Raw genomic sequence first — 16,860 nt, 5'->3', positions numbered from 1 at the left:
GGGATCGGCATGGTGCTCCAGGACACCTGGCTCTTCGGCGGCACGATCGCCGACAACATCGCCTACGGAGCCGACGGGCCGGTCGACCGGGAGCGGATCGAGGCGGCGGCGCGGGCCGCGCACGCGGACCGGTTCATCCGCACCCTGCCCGACGGCTACGACACCGTCATCGACGACGAGGGCTCGGGCGTCAGCGCCGGTGAGAAGCAGCTGATCACCATCGCCCGGGCCTTCCTCTCCGACCCGGTGATCCTGGTCCTGGACGAGGCGACCAGCTCGGTCGACACCCGCACCGAGGTCCTCATCCAGAAGGCGATGGCCCGCCTCTCCCACGGGCGCACCTCGTTCGTGATCGCCCACCGGCTCTCCACCATCAGGGACGCCGACGTGATCCTGGTGATGGAGAACGGCTCGATCGTCGAACAGGGCACGCACGAGGAGCTGTTGACGGCGAGCGGCGCGTACGCGCGGCTGTACGCGGCGCAGTTCGCGCAGGCGGTCGCCGAGGTGGACTGACCGCGGGTCAGTCCAGGTAGCCCCGCAGCTGGTCCGCGAAGGCGTGGTCCCGCAGCTTGTTGAGGGTCTTCGACTCGATCTGGCGGATGCGTTCGCGCGTCACGCCGAAGAGCCGTCCGATCTCCTCCAGGGTGCGGGGCCGGCCGTCGTCCAGGCCGTAGCGGAGCTGGACGACCTTGCGTTCGCGCTCGCCGAGGGTGGAGAGGACGGCCTCCAGGTGCTCGCGCAGCAGCAGGAAGGCCGCGGACTCCACAGGACTCGCCGCGTCGCCGTCCTCGATCAGGTCGCCGAGGGCGACGTCGTCCTCCTCACCGACGGGGGCATGCAGGGAGACCGGTTCCTGGGCGAGCCGCAGCACCTCGCTGACCCGCTCGGGCATCAGGTCGAGCTGGGACGCCACTTCCTCGGGGGTGGGCTCGTAGCCGCGTTCCTGGAGCATCCGGCGCTGGACGCGGATGACCCGGTTGATGAGCTCGACGACGTGGACCGGGACGCGGATGGTCCGGGCCTGGTCGGCGAGGGCCCGGGACATGGCCTGGCGGATCCACCAGGTCGCGTAGGTCGAGAACTTGTAGCCGCGCGCGTAGTCGAACTTCTCCACCGCCCGGATCAGGCCCAGGTTCCCCTCCTGCACCAGGTCGAGCATGGTCAGCCCGCGGCCGACGTACCGCTTGGCGACGGAGACCACGAGCCGCAGGTTCGCCTCGATGAGGCGCCGCTTGGCCATCCTGCCCAGCACGACGAGCCGGTCCAGGTCCAGCGCCAGCTGGGAGTCCAGATCAGGGGTGTTGGCCAGCTTCTCCTCGGCGAAGAGACCCGCCTCGACGCGCCGGGCCAGTTCGACCTCCTCCGCCGCCGTGAGCAGCGGGATGCGGCCGATCTCCCGCAGGTACTGACGGAACAGATCGGAGGAGGGTCCGCTTCCGCCGGGCTCCGGGCGGCGGGGAACCGGCTCCGGCTCGGGCGTGTCGTCCACGAACTCGACGGGCTCGGCCGGGTCGGTCGCCTCGGCCTGCTCTGCGGAGGCCGGCGCCTCCGGGTGGTGGACGGCCGGGCGTTGCCCGGGCACGACATCCGTCGGGGACAGGGTCTGGGTCTGCACGGGGGCGACCTCCAGGGTGATCGCTGCCGGTGCTCCGGGGGCTCAGGCACCGCTCCCCAGTGTGGGGTACGACACATCGCCGCCACGAGGGGCGTGCGGTGACTTTTTGAGTCCGGTGGGTCACCGAACGTCAGAGTGCCGCGGCCCCGTTGGTGCGCAGCGACTGTCCGTACTGGGTGAGCACCCACAGCTCGTTCTGCACGGCTGCCAGTCGGGCCGGGTCTCCGTTCGCGCCGAGACGGGCCAGGGTGCCCTGGATGTCGCGGACGCGGCGTTCGACGGCGCGCAGCCGGACCGAGACGAGCTGGGCGCCCGCGTAGACCTCGTCGACGACCTTGGCGAAGATCGCCTCGACGGCGAGCTCGGTGACGAGCGCGCGGACGGTGTCGTCGGGCGCCGCCTCGCGGACGGCGGACAGGTAGTCGGCGGGTGCGCCGGTGGCGCCGCCCGCGTCCTGGACGCACTGGCGGACGGCGGCGTAGGGCGGGGCCGTGAACTCGTCGACGCCGTACGCGTCGAAGGCCGGGGAGACGAGTTCGGGGCGCTGGAGGGCGAGCTTGAGCAGCTCGCGCTCGGTGCGGTGGGCGGGGCTGCGCAGATGGAGCGCGGGGCCGCCGGTCGCGGCGGGGGCCCGGATCTCGTACTCCGCCGCGGCCCCGCGGGCACGGGAGGCGTCCCCGTACCGGCCGGGGGCCGGCGCCGGGGCGCCGCGACCGCCCCGGTCGCGCTGCCAGCGGGCGATCTGCGCGACGCGCTTGACCACGAACGGGGTGTCGAGGATGCCGAGCATCCCCGCGAGCTGGACAGCGACCTCGTGCTGGGAGGCGATGTTCTTGATCCGGGCGACGATCGGGGCGGCCTCGTCGAGGGCGGCCGCACGGCCCGCCGGGGTCTCCAGGTCGTACCGCTGCACGATCTGGCGGAGCGCGAACTCGAAGAGCGGGGTGCGCGGCTCCACCAGTTCGGCGACGGCCTGGTCGCCCTTGGCGAGCCGCAGCTCGCAGGGGTCCATGCCCTCGGGGGCGATGGCGATGTAGGTCTCGGCGGCGAACTTCTGGTCGTCCTCGAAGGCGCGCAGGGCGGCCTTCTGGCCGGCCGCGTCGCCGTCGAAGGTGAAGATGACGCGGGCCGAGCCGTTGTCCATCAGGAGCCGGCGGAGGATCTTGATGTGGTCGCCGCCGAAGGCGGTGCCGCAGGTGGCGATGGCGGTGGTGACGCCGGCGAGGTGGCAGGCCATGACGTCGGTGTATCCCTCGACGACGACGGCCCGGCTGACCTTGGCGATGTCCTTCTTCGCCAGGTCGATGCCGTAGAGCACCTGGGACTTCTTGTAGATCGGGGTCTCTGGCGTGTTGAGGTACTTGGGTCCGTTGTCGTCGTCGCGGAGCTTGCGGGCGCCGAAGCCGACGACGTCGCCGCCGACGTCGCGGATGGGCCACATGAGCCGGCCGCGGAAGCGGTCGATGGGGCCGCGCCGGCCGTCCTGGGAGAGCCCGGAGAGGATGAGCTCCTTGTCGGAGAAGCCCTTGCCGCGCAGGTAGCGGGTGAGGTGGTCCCAGCCCGCCGGGGAGTAGCCGACGCCGAAGTGCTCGGCGGCGGCCTGGTCGAAACCGCGCTCGGCGAGGAACGTGCGGCCGATCTCGGCCTCGGGCGAGCCGAGTTGGTCGGCGTAGAACCGGGCGGCGGCCTGGTGGGCCTCGACCAGCCGGATGCGCTCGCCCCGCTGGTGGCCGGGGTTGTAGCCGCCTTCCTCGTACCGCAGGGTGATGCCCGCCTTGGCGGCGAGGCGCTCGACCGTCTCCGAGAAGGAGAGGTGGTCGATCTTCATCACGAAGGCGATGGTGTCGCCGCCCTCCTGGCAGCCGAAGCAGTGGAACAGGCCCTTGCTCGGGCTGACCTGGAAGGAGGGCGACTTCTCGTCGTGGAAGGGGCAGAGGCCCTTGAGGTTGCCACCGCCCGCGTTGCGCAGCTGGAGGTACTCGGACACGACGGCGTCGATCGGGACCGCGTCCCGTACCGCCTTCACGTCGTCATCGTTGATCCTGCCTGCCACGCTGGAATTCTACGTGGGCGGACCGGTGGCCGGGCCCTAGGGAACGAGGCTCTCCAGGGGGACGGAGGGATCGCCGAGGGCCTCGGTGTCCACCGGGGACTGGGCGCGGATGAGCTGCTGGATCGACTCTGTGACGTCCCACACATTCACGTTCATCCCGGCGAGCACCTTGCGGTCCTTCAGCCAGAAGGCGATGAACTGCCGCTTGCCGACGTCGCCGCGGAGCACGACCTGGTCGTAGGAGCCGGGCGGCGCCCAGCCCGAGTACTCCATGCCCAGGTCGTACTGGTCGGAGAAGAAGTACGGGACCCGGTCGTAGGAGACGGGCTGGCCGAGCATGGCGCGGGCGGCGGCCGGGCCGCCGTTGAGGGCGTTGGCCCAGTGCTCCACGCGGAGCCGGGTGTGCAGGAGCGGGTGCTGGGCGGCGGCGACGTCGCCGGCCGCGAAGATGTCGGGGTCGGAGGTGCGCAGCGACCCGTCGACGGCGATGCCGCCGCCGTGGGCGCGGTCGGTCAGGTCGAGGCCGGCGGCCTCGGCGAGCGCGGTGCGCGGGGCCGCGCCGATCGCGGCGAGGACGGCGTGGGCGGGGTGCTCCTCGCCGTCGTCGGTGCGGACGGCGAGGACCATGCCGTCCTGGCCGACGATCTCGGTGAGCCGCGCGCCGAAGACGAAGCGGACGCCGTGCTCGGTGTGGAGATCGGCGAAGAGCTGGCCGAGCTCGGGGCCGAGGACCTGGTGGAGCGGGGTGGGCGCGGACTCGACGACGGTGACCTCGGCGCCGTAGCCGCGGGCCGCGGCGGCGACCTCCAGGCCGATCCAGCCGCCGCCCGCGATCACCAGATGGCCGTTGTCGCGGCCGAGGGAGGCCAGGACGTGGCGCAGCCGGTCGGCGTGGGCGAGCCGGCGCAGATGGTGGACCCCGGCGAGTCCGGTGCCGGGGATGTCGAGGCGGCGCGGCTCGGCTCCGGTGGCGAGGAGGAGCCGGTCGTAGCGGATGGTGGTGCCGTCGCCGAGGCGTACCGTGCGGGCCTCGCGGTCGATGACGGTGACGGGCTGCCCGAGGTGGAGCTCGACCTCGGCGCGGGCGTACCAGGCCGGCTCGTGGACGAAGACGCTCTCGCGCTCCTCCTTGCCGGTCAGGTAGCCCTTGGAGAGGGGTGGGCGTTCGTAGGGATGGTCGCGCTCGTCGCCGATGAGGATCACTCGGCCGGTGAACCCTTCGGAACGGAGCGTCTCCGCCGCCTTGGCCCCGGCCAGGCCCCCGCCGACGATGACGAAGGTCTGATCTGCGTCGACCACTTGATGCCTCCTCGTTGCGACCGCTTCTACGCTACGCCTCCGGGCGTTCGGCGAGCCGTACCGCCTCGGGCCCTCCGCCGAGCGTCCCGCACGCAGCGTGATGGCGGAAGGGGGCGGGGTCCTCAGGCGCGGCGGGGGTGGAGCCGGGTGTGAAGGCTGCGGGCGGAGGCGTCGGTGAGGGAGGCGATCTGGTCGATGATCACCCGCTTGCGCGAGCGGTCGTCGCCGGCCGCGTCGAACAGGGCGCGGAACTGCGGGTCGAGGCCCTCGGGGGCGCGGGCGGTGAGTGCCTCGGCGAGTTCGGCGAGGACGATGCGCTGGTCGGCGCGGAGTGCCTCCTGCTCGGCGCGCTGCATGACGTACCGGTCGGCGACGGCCTTGAGAACGGCGCATTCGTTGCGGGTCTCGCGGGGGACGACGAGTTCGGCGGCGTACCGGGTGAGGCGGCCGGAGCCGTACGCACCTCGGGTGGCGCCCTCGGCGGCGAGCGCGAAGCGGCCGATCAGCTCGCTGGTGGCGTCCTTGAGGCGGGCCTGGGCGACGGCGGATCCGTCGTAGCCGTGCGGCCACCACTCCTGGTCGACGAGCCGGTCGAGCGCCTCGGCGAGCTCCTGCGGGTCGGTGTCGTGCGGTACGTACCGGCCGACGGCGACGTTCCAGATGTCGGCGCGCTCGGGCTCGGAGAGCAGCATGTTCGGGTCGATGTGACCGGCGTGCAGGCCGTCCTCGAAGTCGTGGACGGAGTACGCCACGTCGTCGGACCAGTCCATGACCTGGGCCTCGAAGCACTTGCGGTGCTCGGGGGCGCCCTGGCGGGCCCAGCGAAAAACGGGGACGTCGTCCTCGTACACCCCGAACTTCGGGGAGTCGGGGTCCTCGGGGTGTCCGCCTCGGGGCCAGGGGTACTTGGTGGCCGCGTCGAGGGCGGCGCGGGTGAGGTTGAGGCCGACGCTGACGGGGTCGCCGGTGGCGGGGTCGGCGATGAAGCGCTTCGGCTCGATGCGGGTGAGCAGGCGCAGGGACTGGGCGTTGCCCTCGAAGCCGCCGCAGTCCTTGGCGAAGTCGTTGAGCGCGACCTCGCCGTTGTGCCCGAAGGGCGGGTGGCCCATGTCGTGGGCGAGGCAGGCGGCTTCGACGAGATCGGGGTCGCAGCCGAGCGCCGCACCGAGCTCCCGGCCGACCTGGGCGCACTCCAGGGAGTGCGTGAGGCGGGTGCGGGGGCTGGCGTCCCAGGCGTGGCTGCGGGATCCGGGGGTGACGACCTGGGTCTTGCCCGCGAGTCTGCGCAGCGCGCTGGAGTGCAGCACGCGTGCGCGATCGCGCTGGAAGGCGGTCCGTCCCGGCCTCTTGTCGGGCTCGGCGGCCCATCGTTCGGTCGCGGTGTCGTCGTAGCCGGGGGTGTCCGTGATGCCTTCCATGCTCCGACGGTAACCGGCTGGGCCGACAACCGGGGCGTGACGCCACCCCGGACGGGCCTTCAGGTCAGGAACTCGTAGGAGTAGAGGCCGCGTTCGCCGACCGCCACGAGTCCGCGGCCGTCGGGGAGCCAGACGCAGGAGGTCGGGGGCGTCTCGGCGCGGACAGCGGCGACGGTACGGCCCGTGGCGGCGTCCAGGACGCGGAGCATGGGGCCGGCGGTGGCGATCCACTTGCCGTCCGGTGAGACGGAGAGGCCGTTCACCGGTCCGTCGGGGTCGGTGTGGGTGGCGAGGGGCTCGCCGGTACGGGGGTCCCAGTGGGTGAGGGCTCCGGTGGTGGAGGTGGTGAGGAGGCGGGTGCCGTCGGGGGTGACGGCGAGGGCGGTGATCCTTCCGTCGTGCGGGAGGTCGAGGTGACGCTCGGCCGACCGCCGGCCCGGCGCGAGCCGGAACACGTGCACCGACGACTCCGCCCCGCCGGAGCCGGTCCGGTGGCGCAGCACCGCCACCCAGGTGCCGTCGGGCGCGATGGCCACGGCATGCCCTCGGCCGACCGCGCCCGGGGGGCGTGGCAGGAGGGCGGTGCGCCGCTCGGTGGAGCGGTCCCACAGCTGGAGCGCGCCGTCGGAGTCGGCGACGGCGATCCAGGCGCCGTCGGGGGCGACGGCGAGGGCCTGCGCCGAGACGGTGTGGCCGAGCGGGAGGACGAGGGGTCGGGCGCCCGGCGAGCCTTCGACGCTCCCGATCTCCACCCTGAACAGGTGTCCGGCGGCGTACCAGGCGCCGCTCGCGCCGAAGGCGACCGGCCCCCGGTAGTCGTCTCCGTTCCCGGAGGTCAGCGGGCTCCCCCAGGCGTCGCCGAGCGGGTCGCCGAGCCGGGTGTCTCCGTCGCGATGCGCGACCGCCAGCAGTCCGCCGCGTCCGACGGCGGTGACGGTCCGCATCCCCTCGCCCTCGCCGGACCGGAACCGCTCGGGTCCGGAGGGGTCCCAGATCTTCACCGATCCGTCCTCCCCCGCGCTGATCAGCCGGTCGCCGTCGGGCGTGAAGGCGACGGCGTGGACCCCGCCCTGGTGGGCCGAGTAGCGGGCACGGCAGGTGCGCTGCCCGCGGTTCCAGACCGCGAGCGTCCCGTCCTCGCCACCGCTCGCCAGCCACCTGCCGTCCGGTGACACCGCGACGGCGGTGGCGGCGCCGCTGTGGGCGTCGATCGTGGTCGTGGTATCCGAGCCCCGCGGGCCCGTCTCGTCCCACAGATGCAGTTCGCCGTCGTCCCAGGCAGCGACCGACCACCCGCCGTCCGGCCCGTAGGCCAGCGCGTTCACCGTGCGGCCCGCTCGACCTCCCCGGGCCGGGAGGTACGAGGAGAGGTCCCCGGACATCCGCCACGCGCCGGCGGGCCCACCGAAGGCCAGCATCGTGGCGTCCGGAGCGATGGCCAAGCACGTGTCGGCCATGCTGGACATTCGTCTGGCTTGGGCGAGCCGCGCCCCGCCCACGGCGTCCCAGAGCTCCACATGACGGTCCGTGACCGTCACCACGCGGGTGCCGTCGGGGGTGATCGCCAGGGCATGGAGCGACGCGCCTTCCTCGCCGACCGGCCCGAGCGTCCTCGTCGGCAGGGTGGCTCGGTCGAGCGACCAGAGGTGAACGGTACGGCCGGCGCCGGCGGTCGCGAGCCAGGTGCCGTCCGGGGACATCGCCAGGGACCGGAACCGGCCCTGGCCACGGACGTCCACGGCCAGCCGGCCGCCGCTGTTCGGGTCGAGGCCGCGGGCCATGCCGTCGGCTCCGATCGTGACGAGCGCGTCGCCGGCCGGGGAGACCGCCACGGCCCACGCGGGCCCGTTGTGGCCGATGAAGGTACGGATCAGGGCCGGTTCCGGCAGGTCCGGCGGGGTGCGGAGGTTGCGGAGGCGCGGCCCGAGTCCGGGGTCGGCGCGGCGTTCGTCGACGCGGTCGCGCCAGAGCGGGAGGGACTCCAGGCGGCTGTGCAGGACGTTCGTCAGCAGGTCGGGCGGGTCGGTGGGGGTGAGGAGGTGGGCGGCGCGGGTGAGGTCGTCGGCGAGGTGCGCCGCCGTACGGGTGGGGACGGCGGCCAGATCCGCCCAGGCCGCGAGTGGGCCGCGCTGGTGCAGTCGGGTCTCGATCCAGCGGAGGTCGCTCGCGACGGTTTGGGCCTCCTGCCTCCGCCCGGCCGCGAGCAGGTGCTCGACGGCGTGGTCGAGGACGTAGCCCCGGATCTCCTCGGCGGGCTCCCAGGGGGTCGGGCCGACGACGTCGGCGAGCGTGCCGTGCAGGGCGGTCAGGGTCGGCTCGCCGAGTTCCTTCTGCAGGTAGTCGCGGAGCACGTCGTGGAGGGTGATCCGGCCGCCGTGGTCGGCGGTGAGCGAGACCAGGGACAGCCGGTCGAGCTCCCCGCAGAGGGCCCGGGTCTCCGCCTCGTCGCGTGCTCCGGTCCGCGACCAGAGGCGGGCGATGAGGGGTACGGGGATCGACTCGTCCTCGGCGAACACCGCGAGTTCCGCGAGCCGCCGGTCGCCCCCCGCCGGGAGCAGGGTGGTGGCCGCCTCCACCGTGGCGCGGACGGCCAGGGCACGGCGCACCGGATCGTCGAGGTCGAGTGGGGCGGAGTCGGCGTCCACGATCGCCGGACCGCTCGCGACGAGTCCGCGCAGGGCGTCCGCCGCCGCGGCCGCCGGGTCCGTGCCGGTGGCGATCCGGCGCGTGATCAGGCGGTTGGTGAGGCGCAGCAGGAGCGCCCAGCGCCCCGTGGCCTCCAACAGGTCCCGTACGAGCGTCTCGGGGAGTGCGGGCAGCTCCCAGGTGAGGACGGCGCGGGCCTGGGCGGGGGACATCTGGTCGACCCGGACCCGCTCCGTGCCGCGGGGCAGGGCGCCGGGGACCCGGGTGGTGACCAGGCGTACGCACCGGGCGCCGCCCCGCAGGAACGGGTCGAGCTGCTCGGCGTCCCAGACGTCGTCCAGGACGAGGAGGGTCGGGGGACGGCTGTCGAGGAGCCGCCCGAGGTGGTCGCCGGCGAGGCCCGGGTCGTCGAAGGCGGTGGTGTCGCCGGTGATGAAGCGGGTGGCCTCGGCGACCTTCGCCGCGACGGCGGCGCGACCGCGGACGTCGCGGCCGATCGTGACGGTGTAGGTCCGGCCGCGGAAGTGCCTGCGTACCCGGGGACTTGCCGCCACCGCTCCGGCGAGGACGGTCTTGCCGAAGCCGCCCGCGCCCTCCAGGGAGGTGGTGATGGCCACCGTCCGGCCGTCGCGCCCCCGACCGGAGCGGCACACCGCCTTGACCGTCCGCGCGCGTTCGGCCCGGTCGACCACCCAGTCGGGGACGGGGTGGTGCGGGGGCGGGGGCGGGTCGGTGGCCGCGGTGGAGGTCCGCTCCTGCCGCCAGGCCACGACCACGGCGACGAGGACGCCGACGGCCGTGAGGCCGGCCACCCACCACCACGGCTGTTGCCGGACACGGTCGAGGATCCCGGGCCAACGCTCCCTGGAAGTCGCCGCGTTGGCCGCCAGTGAGACCAGTACGGCGACCGCCGCCGCGATCGCGGCGAGCGAGGCTCCCTTGACGGCACCGCGCATGATCCACCCCCCGACCGCAGAATAGTCACGGCCCGCGGGCGGCGTCAGCGGCTGACGGCGAGTTCCCTCGGCGCGGCGAGGGTCAGGGCCCGGTCGTAGCGGTGCAGGACCAGGCGGGCGAGGGCGGGGTGGGCACCGAGCGGGGCGGAGGCCATCCAGGGCGCGTGGGCGGTGGCGCGGGTGGCGAAGAGGCCGGGGGCGGTGAAGCAGGAGGCGACGGCGATCCGGTGCCGGCCGCGGGCGGCGAGGGTGCGCAGGGCCTCGGGCACGGTGGGGGCGGCGGCGGAGGCGTACGCGGGGACGACGGGCACTCCCCCGAGCCGTTCGCCGAGGAGGTCCGCGGTGCGGCGGATGTCGGCGAGGGACTCGGGGTCGCGGGAGCCGGCGGCGGCCAGTACGACTCCGGTGGAGCGTGACGCGCTGTCGGCGGAGGTCCACCCCGCCTCGGCGAGCCGGTCGGCGAGGGCTTCGACGAGCAGCGGGTGCGCGCCGAGCGGGGCGGCGACCCTGGTGCGCACGGCGGGTGCGGCGGCCGCGGCGGCGGGCAGGTCGTGCTTGAGGTGGTGACCGCGGCCGAAGAGCAGGGGGACGAGGACGGCGTCGCCGACGGGGTGGTGCGCGAGGGTGTCGGTGAGGAGTGGGGCGTTCAACTCGATGTGGGCGAGGCGGATGTCGAGTCCGGGGCGGAGTTCGCGGACCCGGTCGAGCAGCAGGGCGAGGGTGGCGCGCGCCCGGGGGTCACGGCTGCCGTGACCGACCGCGATGAGGGTGGGCGTGCCGCCCGTCCCGGCCGCCGTCGTGCTCCTCGGCCCGTTCACGCGCCTGCCCCGTCGGGTCGGGGGGAGATTGCTCAGCTGGTCGCCGAGCTGCGCGGTGATGCGGCCGAGCAGCTCGGCGGTGCTGTCGAACGTGGTGTCCGGCTCCGTCATGGAGTGATCCTGGCCCCGGCGCGTTGCCTCCCCGTTGCGCCGGGGTCACGAGTGTTTTCCACGGGCTCACCGTCCGCCCGTCCCCGTTGTCAGGCGCCGGTGTCGAGCCAGACCCGCAGGGTCCCGATCTCCTCGAAGCCGAGGGCGCGGGCGGGGGGCAGGTCGTCACCGGACTCGTAGCCGACGACGGGCCTGTCCTCGCCCACCAGGGTCAGACAGCCCGCCCAGGTCGAGGCGGGGTCGAGACCGTCGGCGGTGAAGAGGTTGGAGACGCCGGTGACCGGGCCGCTGTCGCTGAGCACCGCGCCGCCGACGATCCGGCCGTCGGCGCCGTACCCGGCGACGACGGTGGTCGCCGGGTCGGCGAGGAGTCCGGCGCGGAACAGCGCGGACTCGTCCGCGTCCCCGCCGCTCCAGGCCAGAGCCCAGGCGGTGAGCTCCTCCGGGGTGCGGAGCGCGCGCCACGAGCCGTCCGCGGAGGGTGCGGGCAGCCCGGCCGGACGGTGGATCCACCGGGCGTCGAAGAGCGGCCGGAAGCCCTCGCCGGCCAGATCCAGGCTCGCGAAGCTGTCCTTGACGGAGGCTCCGGGGACGCTCCGGTCGATGCCGTCGAGGACGTCCCGCACGGACGCGTCGGCGGTCAGCGTCACCGCGTCCGGGTAGTAGAGCGGGGTCCGGCGGGGGTTCGTCCAGGCGCGCGGGGCGAAGGCTCCCGGCAGGTCGTGGGCACGGCACATGGCCTCGCACCACTCGGCGTTGTTGCGGACTGCTTCCGTGATCATGCGCGGATCGTACGGTTCTCCCCCTCGGCTCCTCATTCTTTTATCTAGCGGAATATCTTTTCCGCCATGCGAATGATTCCCTCTGCTTCCCCCGGGCTGCCCCGAAGAGCCGTCGCCGAACTCGTCGGCACCGCGGCGCTGGTGGCCGTCGTCGTCGGGTCCGGCATCCAGGCGGCCGCGCTCAGCCAGGACGTCGGGGTGCGCCTGCTGGCCAACTCGCTCGCCTCCGCCCTCGGGCTCGGCCTGCTCATCGCGCTGCTCGGCCCGCTCTCCGGCGGCCATCTCAACCCGGTCGTCACCCTCTCCGAGTGGTGGGCCCGGCGGGACGAGGAGGGCGCCCCGCGCGCGGGCGAGGTCGCCGCCTACCTCGCCGCCCAGCTCGTCGGCGCCGTTGCCGGCGCGCTGCTCGCCGAGGCCATGTTCGGGCGGGCGCCCGGCGCCTGGTCCACCCAGGTCCGCTCGGGAACCCATCTGCTGATCGGCGAGACCGTCGCCACCGCCGGGCTCGTCCTGCTCGTCCAGGGGCTGCGCCGCATCGACCGTTCCGCGCTCGCCCCGGTCGCCGTCGGCGGATACCTGATGGCCGCGATCTGGTTCACCTCCTCGGGCTCGTTCGCCAACCCGGCCGGCACGGTCGGCCGCGCCTTCTCCGACTCCTTCACCGGCATCGCCCCCGCCTCCCTGCCCGGGTTCATCGGCGCCCAACTCCTCGGTCTGCTGCTCGGCGTCGCCCTCGCCTCCGTGCTGTACGGCGGCCGCGAATCCGGCCGCCGGTCCGGCCGGAACGAACCGAACGGCCCGGATTCGCGTCGAAAGGGGTGACGGGGCAGGCAAGATCGACGGAGGTTCCATGCGAGGCGTACGCGTACCGGCCCGGCCGGTCGCCCGGCTGAGGCGGCTGATGCCGCTGCCGCGCACCACCCGTGCCCGCCGCCGCACCGTCCAGGCCGTCATGCTGGGCGCGGTCCTCGCCCTCGCCCCCGCCACCTGGACCCATGCCGTCGCCGACAGCCGGCTCCGGACCACCGCCGACGTGCCCGCCCAGGACGTCGCCGTCGTCTTCGGCGCCGGCCTCTGGAACGGGCGCCCCACCCCGTACCTCGCGCACCGCCTCGACACCGCCGCCGAGCTCTACCGGGCCGGCAAGGTCAAGGTCGTCCTGGTCACCGGCGACAACAGCCGGGTGGAGTACGACGAGCCGGACGCGATGCGCGCGTACCTCACCGAGCGGGGCGTGCCGGACGGCCGGATCGTCAGCGACTACGCGGGCTTCGACACCTGGGACAGCTGCGTCCGGGCCAAGAAGATCTTCGGCGTCGAGCGGGCCGTCCTCGTCACCCAGGACTTCCACATCAAGCGGGCCGTGGCGCTCTGCCGCGCGGCCGGCATCGAGTCGTACGGCGTGAAGGTCGTCGAACCGCACGACTCCGTCTTCTACTACGGCGGCGTCCGGGAGCTGGTCGCCGCCGGGAAGGCCGCCGTGGACGCGACGCTCCGGCCGGACCCGCACTTCCTCGGAGAGCGCGAGGAAGGCGTGACGGAGGCGCTCGCGTCGGCAGGCTAGGACCTGTCCGGGAAGCGTCCCCCGCGGGGCACCGCGAGCCGGGCGGGACGTCGCGGTCGCGACCTCGACGGTGCCCGGTGGATCAGGGGCTGATCCACCGGGCACCCTCCGGCCCGCACCTCACCTCGCGACGCGCGGGGGCGGGAGCAGAACGCGCAGGACTCGTAATCCGGCGCGCCGCCTCCCGTAACACGCCCGTCTCATGATTTCCGCATGTCCGAGGCTGTCACCACCCCCACGCACTGCCCCTACTGCGCGCTCCAGTGCGGCATGTCACTGAGCCCCAAGGGCGCCTCCGTCGAGGTGGTGGAGCGGACCGACTTCCCCGTCAACCGGGGCGCGCTGTGCGGCAAGGGCCGCACCGCCCCGGCCGTACTCTCCTCCCGGGTCAGGCTGACCGGGCCCCTGGTCCGATGCCCTGACACGGGTGCCCTGGCCCCGGCCACCTGGGAGGAGGCACTCGCCGCCGTCGCCGACGGGCTGCGCCGGACCCGCGCCGACCACGGACCCGATGCCGTGGGGGTCTTCGGCGGCGGCGGTCTCACCAACGAGAAGGCGTACACGCTCGGCAAGTTCGCCCGGCTCGTCCTCGGCACCTCGCAGATCGACTACAACGGCCGCTTCTGCATGTCGTCCGCGGCGGCCGCGCACCAGCGGGCGTTCGGGCTGGACCGGGGGCTGCCCTTCCCGCTGGAGGACATCCCCCGCACCGGCTGCGTGATCCTCGTCGGCTCCAACCTGGCCGAGACGATGCCGCCCGCGCTGCGCTACCTCACCGAGCTCAAGGAGAACGGCGGGAAGCTCATCGTCGTCGACCCGCGCCGCACCCGCACAGCCGAGCAGGCCGACCTCCACCTCGCGCCCCGCCCGGGCACCGACCTCGCGCTCGCGCTCGGGCTGCTGCACCTGGTGGTCGCCGAGGGCCGGGTCGACGAGGAGTTCGTCCGGGAGCGTACGGAGGGATGGGAGGCGGCCCGGGCCGGGGCGATGGCGCACTGGCCCGAGCTGGTCGAGCGGATCACCGGTGTGCCGGTGCCGCTGCTGCGGGACGCGATGCGGATGTTCGGCGACGCGGAGAGCGGGATGGTGCTCACCGCGCGCGGCCCGGAGCAGCAGGCGAAGGGGACGGACACCGTCGGCGCGTGGATCAACCTCTGCCTGGCGACCGGCCGGGCCGGGCGGCCGCACTCCGGCTACGGCTGCCTCACCGGACAGGGCAACGGCCAGGGCGGCCGCGAGCACGGCCAGAAGGCCGACCAGCTCCCCGGCTACCGCAAGCTCGACGACCCGGTGGCGCGGGCGCACGTGGCCGGGGTGTGGGGGGTGGACCCCGCGTCGCTGCCGGGGCCCGGCCGCAGCGCGTACGAACTCCTGGACGCGCTGGGCGGCGACGTGAAGTCGCTGCTCCTGATGGGGTCGAACCCGGTGGTCTCGGCCCCCCGCGCCGCGCACATCGAGGAGCGGATCCGCTCGCTGGACTTCCTCGCCGTCGCGGACGTGGTCCTGTCGGAGACGGCGGAGCTGGCCGACGTGGTGCTGCCGGTGACCCAGTGGGCGGAGGAGACCGGGACCACGACGAACCTGGAGGGCCGGGTGCTGCTGAGGGAGCGGGCCCTGACCCCGCCGGAGGGCGTCCGCACCGATCTCGAGGTGCTGCACGCGCTGGCCGGTCTGCTGGGCTGGGAGAAGGGCTTCCCCACGGACCCGGAGGAGGTCTTCGACGAGCTTCGCCGCGCCTCGGCGGGCGGTCCCGCGGACTACTCCGGCATCAGCTACCGCCGCATCCGCGAGGAGAACGGGGTGTTCTGGCCGTGCCCGGAGGAGCCGGCGGGCGGCCGGCGGGCCGGAGCCACGTCGTCCGGCGCGCCGGACGGCGTCGTCCCCGAGCCGGCGGCTTCGGCCGTGGGGCCGGCCCCTGCGGCCGCGCCCCACCCCGGTACCCCCCGCCTCTTCCTCGACCGGTTCGCGACCCCCGACGGGCGGGCGCGGTTCGTGCCGGTCACGCACCGGGCCGCCGCGGAGGAGACCGACGCCGAGTACCCGATCGTGCTGACGACCGGGCGGGTCGTCGCGCAGTACCAGTCCGGGGCGCAGACCCGGCGGGTCGACGAGCTGAACGCCGCGGCGCCCGGCGCCTTCGTCGAGCTGCACCCGCGGCTCGCGGAGCGGCTCGGGGTGGCCGACGGCGAGCGGGTCGCCGTGGTCTCGCGGCGCGGCCGTTCGGTGGCGCCGGCCCGGGTGACCACCGCCATCCGGCCGGACACCGTCTTCATGCCCTTCCACTGGCCCGGCGAGGGAAGGGCGAACACGCTCACCAACCCCGCGCTCGACCCGGTCTCCCGGATGCCCGAGTTCAAGGTGTGCGCGGTCCGCCTCGAACCCGCCAGTCCCCGCCCGCGATGAGCGGGCCGTAGGGGGTGCCGGGCGCCGCGAAGTAGACCCAGGCGGGGACGGCCGCGCCGTCCCGGAGCCGGACGACCGTGCATTGCGCCCGCTCGTACCCGGCTCCGCCCTCCACGAGGTCGAGCGCGGCGAGCAGGTCGCCGTACGCGCCGGGCGCGGCGGTCACCAGGTCGCCGGCGATCAGGCCCTCGCCCGGTACGGCGTACGGGTAGCCGGGGCCGTCGTACAGCAGTGCCCCCGACAGCCGGGCGGGTTCCTCCGCGGCCGTGCGGCCGAGGAGGAACCGGTCGTGGTTGTACTCGCCCGGCCGCAGCGTTCCGTAGACGAAGAACGGCAGCTCGGTCACGGCGCGGGGACCGTCGTCGTCTCGGCCTCGATCCACTCCAGGTACGCGGCCGAGGCCCGGACCACTGCCGTGGCGACGATCTCCGGGGTGTCGTAGTCGTGTGCGGCCAGCAGGTGGGCCTCCAGGGCCTCGTAGCGGGCCTCGGTCGTCTTGAAGAGGACCTGCCACTCCTCCTCGGTCTCGATCGCCTTCCGCCAGTGGTAGACGGAGGTGACGGGACCGGAGATCTGCGCGCAGGCGGCGAGGCGGGCCTCGACCGCTCCGCGCGCGAGCTCCTGTGCCTTGGCGGCGCTGTCGGTGGTGGTGAGGACGGTCAGTGCGAGGGTCACCCCCTCACCGTACTCAGGCCACGGCCGCGAACTGGGCCATGTACAGCCGGGCGTAGGCACCGCTCGCCGCCAGCAGCTCCTCGTGCGTGCCCTGTTCGACGATCGAGCCGTTCTCCATCACCAGGATCACGTCGGCGTCCCTGATGGTGGAGAGCCGGTGGGCGATCACGAACGAGGTGCGTCCGTGGCGGAGGGAGGACATGGCCCGCTGGATGAGGACCTCGGTGCGGGTGTCGACCGAGCTGGTCGCCTCGTCCAGGACCAGGATCGCCGGGTCGGAGAGGAAGGCCCGGGCGATGGTGATCAGCTGCTTCTCGCCGGCGCTGAGACCGGCGCCGTCCTCGTCGACGACGGTGTCGTAGCCGTCGGGCAGGGTGCGGATGAACCGGTCCGCGTGGGTGGCCATGGCCGCCGCCTCGATGCGCTCCCGGTCGACCGGCCCGTCGGCTCCGTAGGCGATGTTGTCGGCGATCGTGCCGCCGAAGAGCCAGGTGTCCTGGAGCACCATGCCGATCCC

The 16,860-nt window shown here is 74.0% G+C and carries 13 protein-coding genes and 1 pseudogene; 4 read left to right on the top strand and 10 right to left on the bottom strand.

All coding sequences use genetic code 11. The annotated features are described in order from the left end of the window. The coding region (locus tag AB0D99_RS35095) for an ATP-binding cassette domain-containing protein (protein ID WP_362372094.1) at window positions 1-516 on the top strand (516 nt) is incomplete at its 5' end. A 7-nt stretch (window positions 517-523) separates the two neighbouring features. Here the strand turns inward: AB0D99_RS35095 and AB0D99_RS35090 are convergent. The 7 genes and pseudogenes from AB0D99_RS35090 to AB0D99_RS35060 form a co-directional block, all read right to left on the bottom strand. After that, window positions 524-1,645 (bottom strand): annotated as a pseudogene (locus tag AB0D99_RS35090) (RNA polymerase sigma factor); the annotation flags it as partial. A gap of 103 nt (window positions 1,646-1,748) precedes the next feature. Beyond that, window positions 1,749-3,671 carry a DNA primase gene (gene dnaG / locus AB0D99_RS35085; protein ID WP_362372091.1) on the bottom strand — a complete coding sequence of 641 codons (1,923 nt, stop codon included), beginning with the start codon at window positions 3,669-3,671 and terminating at the stop codon, window positions 1,749-1,751. A 36-nt stretch (window positions 3,672-3,707) separates the two neighbouring features. Continuing rightward, window positions 3,708-4,970: an FAD-dependent oxidoreductase gene (locus AB0D99_RS35080; protein WP_362372088.1), complete on the bottom strand. Its 1,263-nt coding sequence runs from the start codon at window positions 4,968-4,970 to the stop codon at window positions 3,708-3,710. Window positions 4,971-5,092: 122 nt separating this feature from the next. Beyond that, the gene (locus tag AB0D99_RS35075) at window positions 5,093-6,388 is read right to left on the bottom strand and encodes a deoxyguanosinetriphosphate triphosphohydrolase (protein WP_362372085.1); all 1,296 of its coding nucleotides are present in this window, start codon (window positions 6,386-6,388) and stop codon (window positions 5,093-5,095) included. A gap of 59 nt (window positions 6,389-6,447) precedes the next feature. Then, window positions 6,448-9,990, bottom strand: coding sequence for an NB-ARC domain-containing protein (locus AB0D99_RS35070; RefSeq protein ID WP_362372082.1), 3,543 nt, complete (start codon window positions 9,988-9,990; stop codon window positions 6,448-6,450). 44 nt (window positions 9,991-10,034) lie between these two features. Then, window positions 10,035-10,919 (bottom strand): sirohydrochlorin chelatase, encoded by an 885-nt coding sequence (locus AB0D99_RS35065; protein ID WP_362372079.1) that lies wholly within the window; start codon window positions 10,917-10,919, stop codon window positions 10,035-10,037. 89 nt (window positions 10,920-11,008) lie between these two features. Further along, entirely contained in the window at window positions 11,009-11,701 is a 693-nt protein-coding gene (locus tag AB0D99_RS35060) for a hypothetical protein (RefSeq protein WP_362372076.1), read from the bottom strand. A gap of 66 nt (window positions 11,702-11,767) precedes the next feature. Between AB0D99_RS35060 and AB0D99_RS35055 the strand changes: the two genes are divergently transcribed. From AB0D99_RS35055 to AB0D99_RS35045, 3 genes are all read left to right on the top strand, one after another. Next, the gene (locus AB0D99_RS35055) at window positions 11,768-12,523 is read left to right on the top strand and encodes an aquaporin (RefSeq protein WP_362372073.1); all 756 of its coding nucleotides are present in this window, start codon (window positions 11,768-11,770) and stop codon (window positions 12,521-12,523) included. Window positions 12,524-12,551: 28 nt separating this feature from the next. Next, entirely contained in the window at window positions 12,552-13,265 is a 714-nt protein-coding gene (locus tag AB0D99_RS35050; protein WP_362372070.1) for an ElyC/SanA/YdcF family protein, read from the top strand. A gap of 213 nt (window positions 13,266-13,478) precedes the next feature. After that, window positions 13,479-15,668 (top strand): molybdopterin oxidoreductase family protein, encoded by a 2,190-nt coding sequence (locus AB0D99_RS35045; protein ID WP_362372067.1) that lies wholly within the window; start codon window positions 13,479-13,481, stop codon window positions 15,666-15,668. On the opposite strand, the gene AB0D99_RS35040 is transcribed toward AB0D99_RS35045, so the two are convergent. The 3 genes from AB0D99_RS35040 to AB0D99_RS35030 all read right to left on the bottom strand — a co-directional run. Further along, window positions 15,619-16,014 carry a gamma-glutamylcyclotransferase family protein gene (locus tag AB0D99_RS35040; protein ID WP_362372064.1) on the bottom strand — a complete coding sequence of 132 codons (396 nt, stop codon included), beginning with the start codon at window positions 16,012-16,014 and terminating at the stop codon, window positions 15,619-15,621. The two genes, AB0D99_RS35045 and AB0D99_RS35040, sit on opposite strands and share 50 nt — an antisense overlap. After that, entirely contained in the window at window positions 16,011-16,343 is a 333-nt protein-coding gene (cutA, locus tag AB0D99_RS35035) for a divalent-cation tolerance protein CutA (protein WP_362372061.1), read from the bottom strand. Before cutA ends, AB0D99_RS35040 begins: the two co-directional genes overlap by 4 nt. A gap of 13 nt (window positions 16,344-16,356) precedes the next feature. Next, window positions 16,357-16,860 (bottom strand): ATP-binding cassette domain-containing protein (locus AB0D99_RS35030; protein WP_362372058.1); only part of this gene is annotated, 504 nt, incomplete at its 5' end.

The sequence above is a fragment of the Streptomyces sp. NPDC047971 genome, from assembly GCF_040653355.1.
Lineage (GTDB): Bacteria > Actinomycetota > Actinomycetes > Streptomycetales > Streptomycetaceae > Streptomyces.
Note: the sequence above shows the minus strand (reverse complement) of the source record. Positions and strands in the feature narration are given on the sequence as shown.

Excerpts from the sequence above, each read along its gene's own strand:
- AB0D99_RS35055 (WP_362372073.1), top strand. The coding sequence starts at position 11,768 with ATGCGAATGATTCCCTCTGCTTCCCCCGGGCTGCCCCGAAGAGCCGTC.
- AB0D99_RS35045 (WP_362372067.1), top strand. The coding sequence starts at position 13,479 with ATGTCCGAGGCTGTCACCACCCCCACGCACTGCCCCTACTGCGCGCTC.
- AB0D99_RS35070 (WP_362372082.1), bottom strand. The coding sequence starts at position 9,990 with ATGCGCGGTGCCGTCAAGGGAGCCTCGCTCGCCGCGATCGCGGCGGCG.
- AB0D99_RS35050 (WP_362372070.1), top strand. The coding sequence starts at position 12,552 with ATGCGAGGCGTACGCGTACCGGCCCGGCCGGTCGCCCGGCTGAGGCGG.
- AB0D99_RS35060 (WP_362372076.1), bottom strand. The coding sequence starts at position 11,701 with ATGATCACGGAAGCAGTCCGCAACAACGCCGAGTGGTGCGAGGCCATG.
- AB0D99_RS35075 (WP_362372085.1), bottom strand. The coding sequence starts at position 6,388 with ATGGAAGGCATCACGGACACCCCCGGCTACGACGACACCGCGACCGAA.
- AB0D99_RS35065 (WP_362372079.1), bottom strand. The coding sequence starts at position 10,919 with ATGACGGAGCCGGACACCACGTTCGACAGCACCGCCGAGCTGCTCGGC.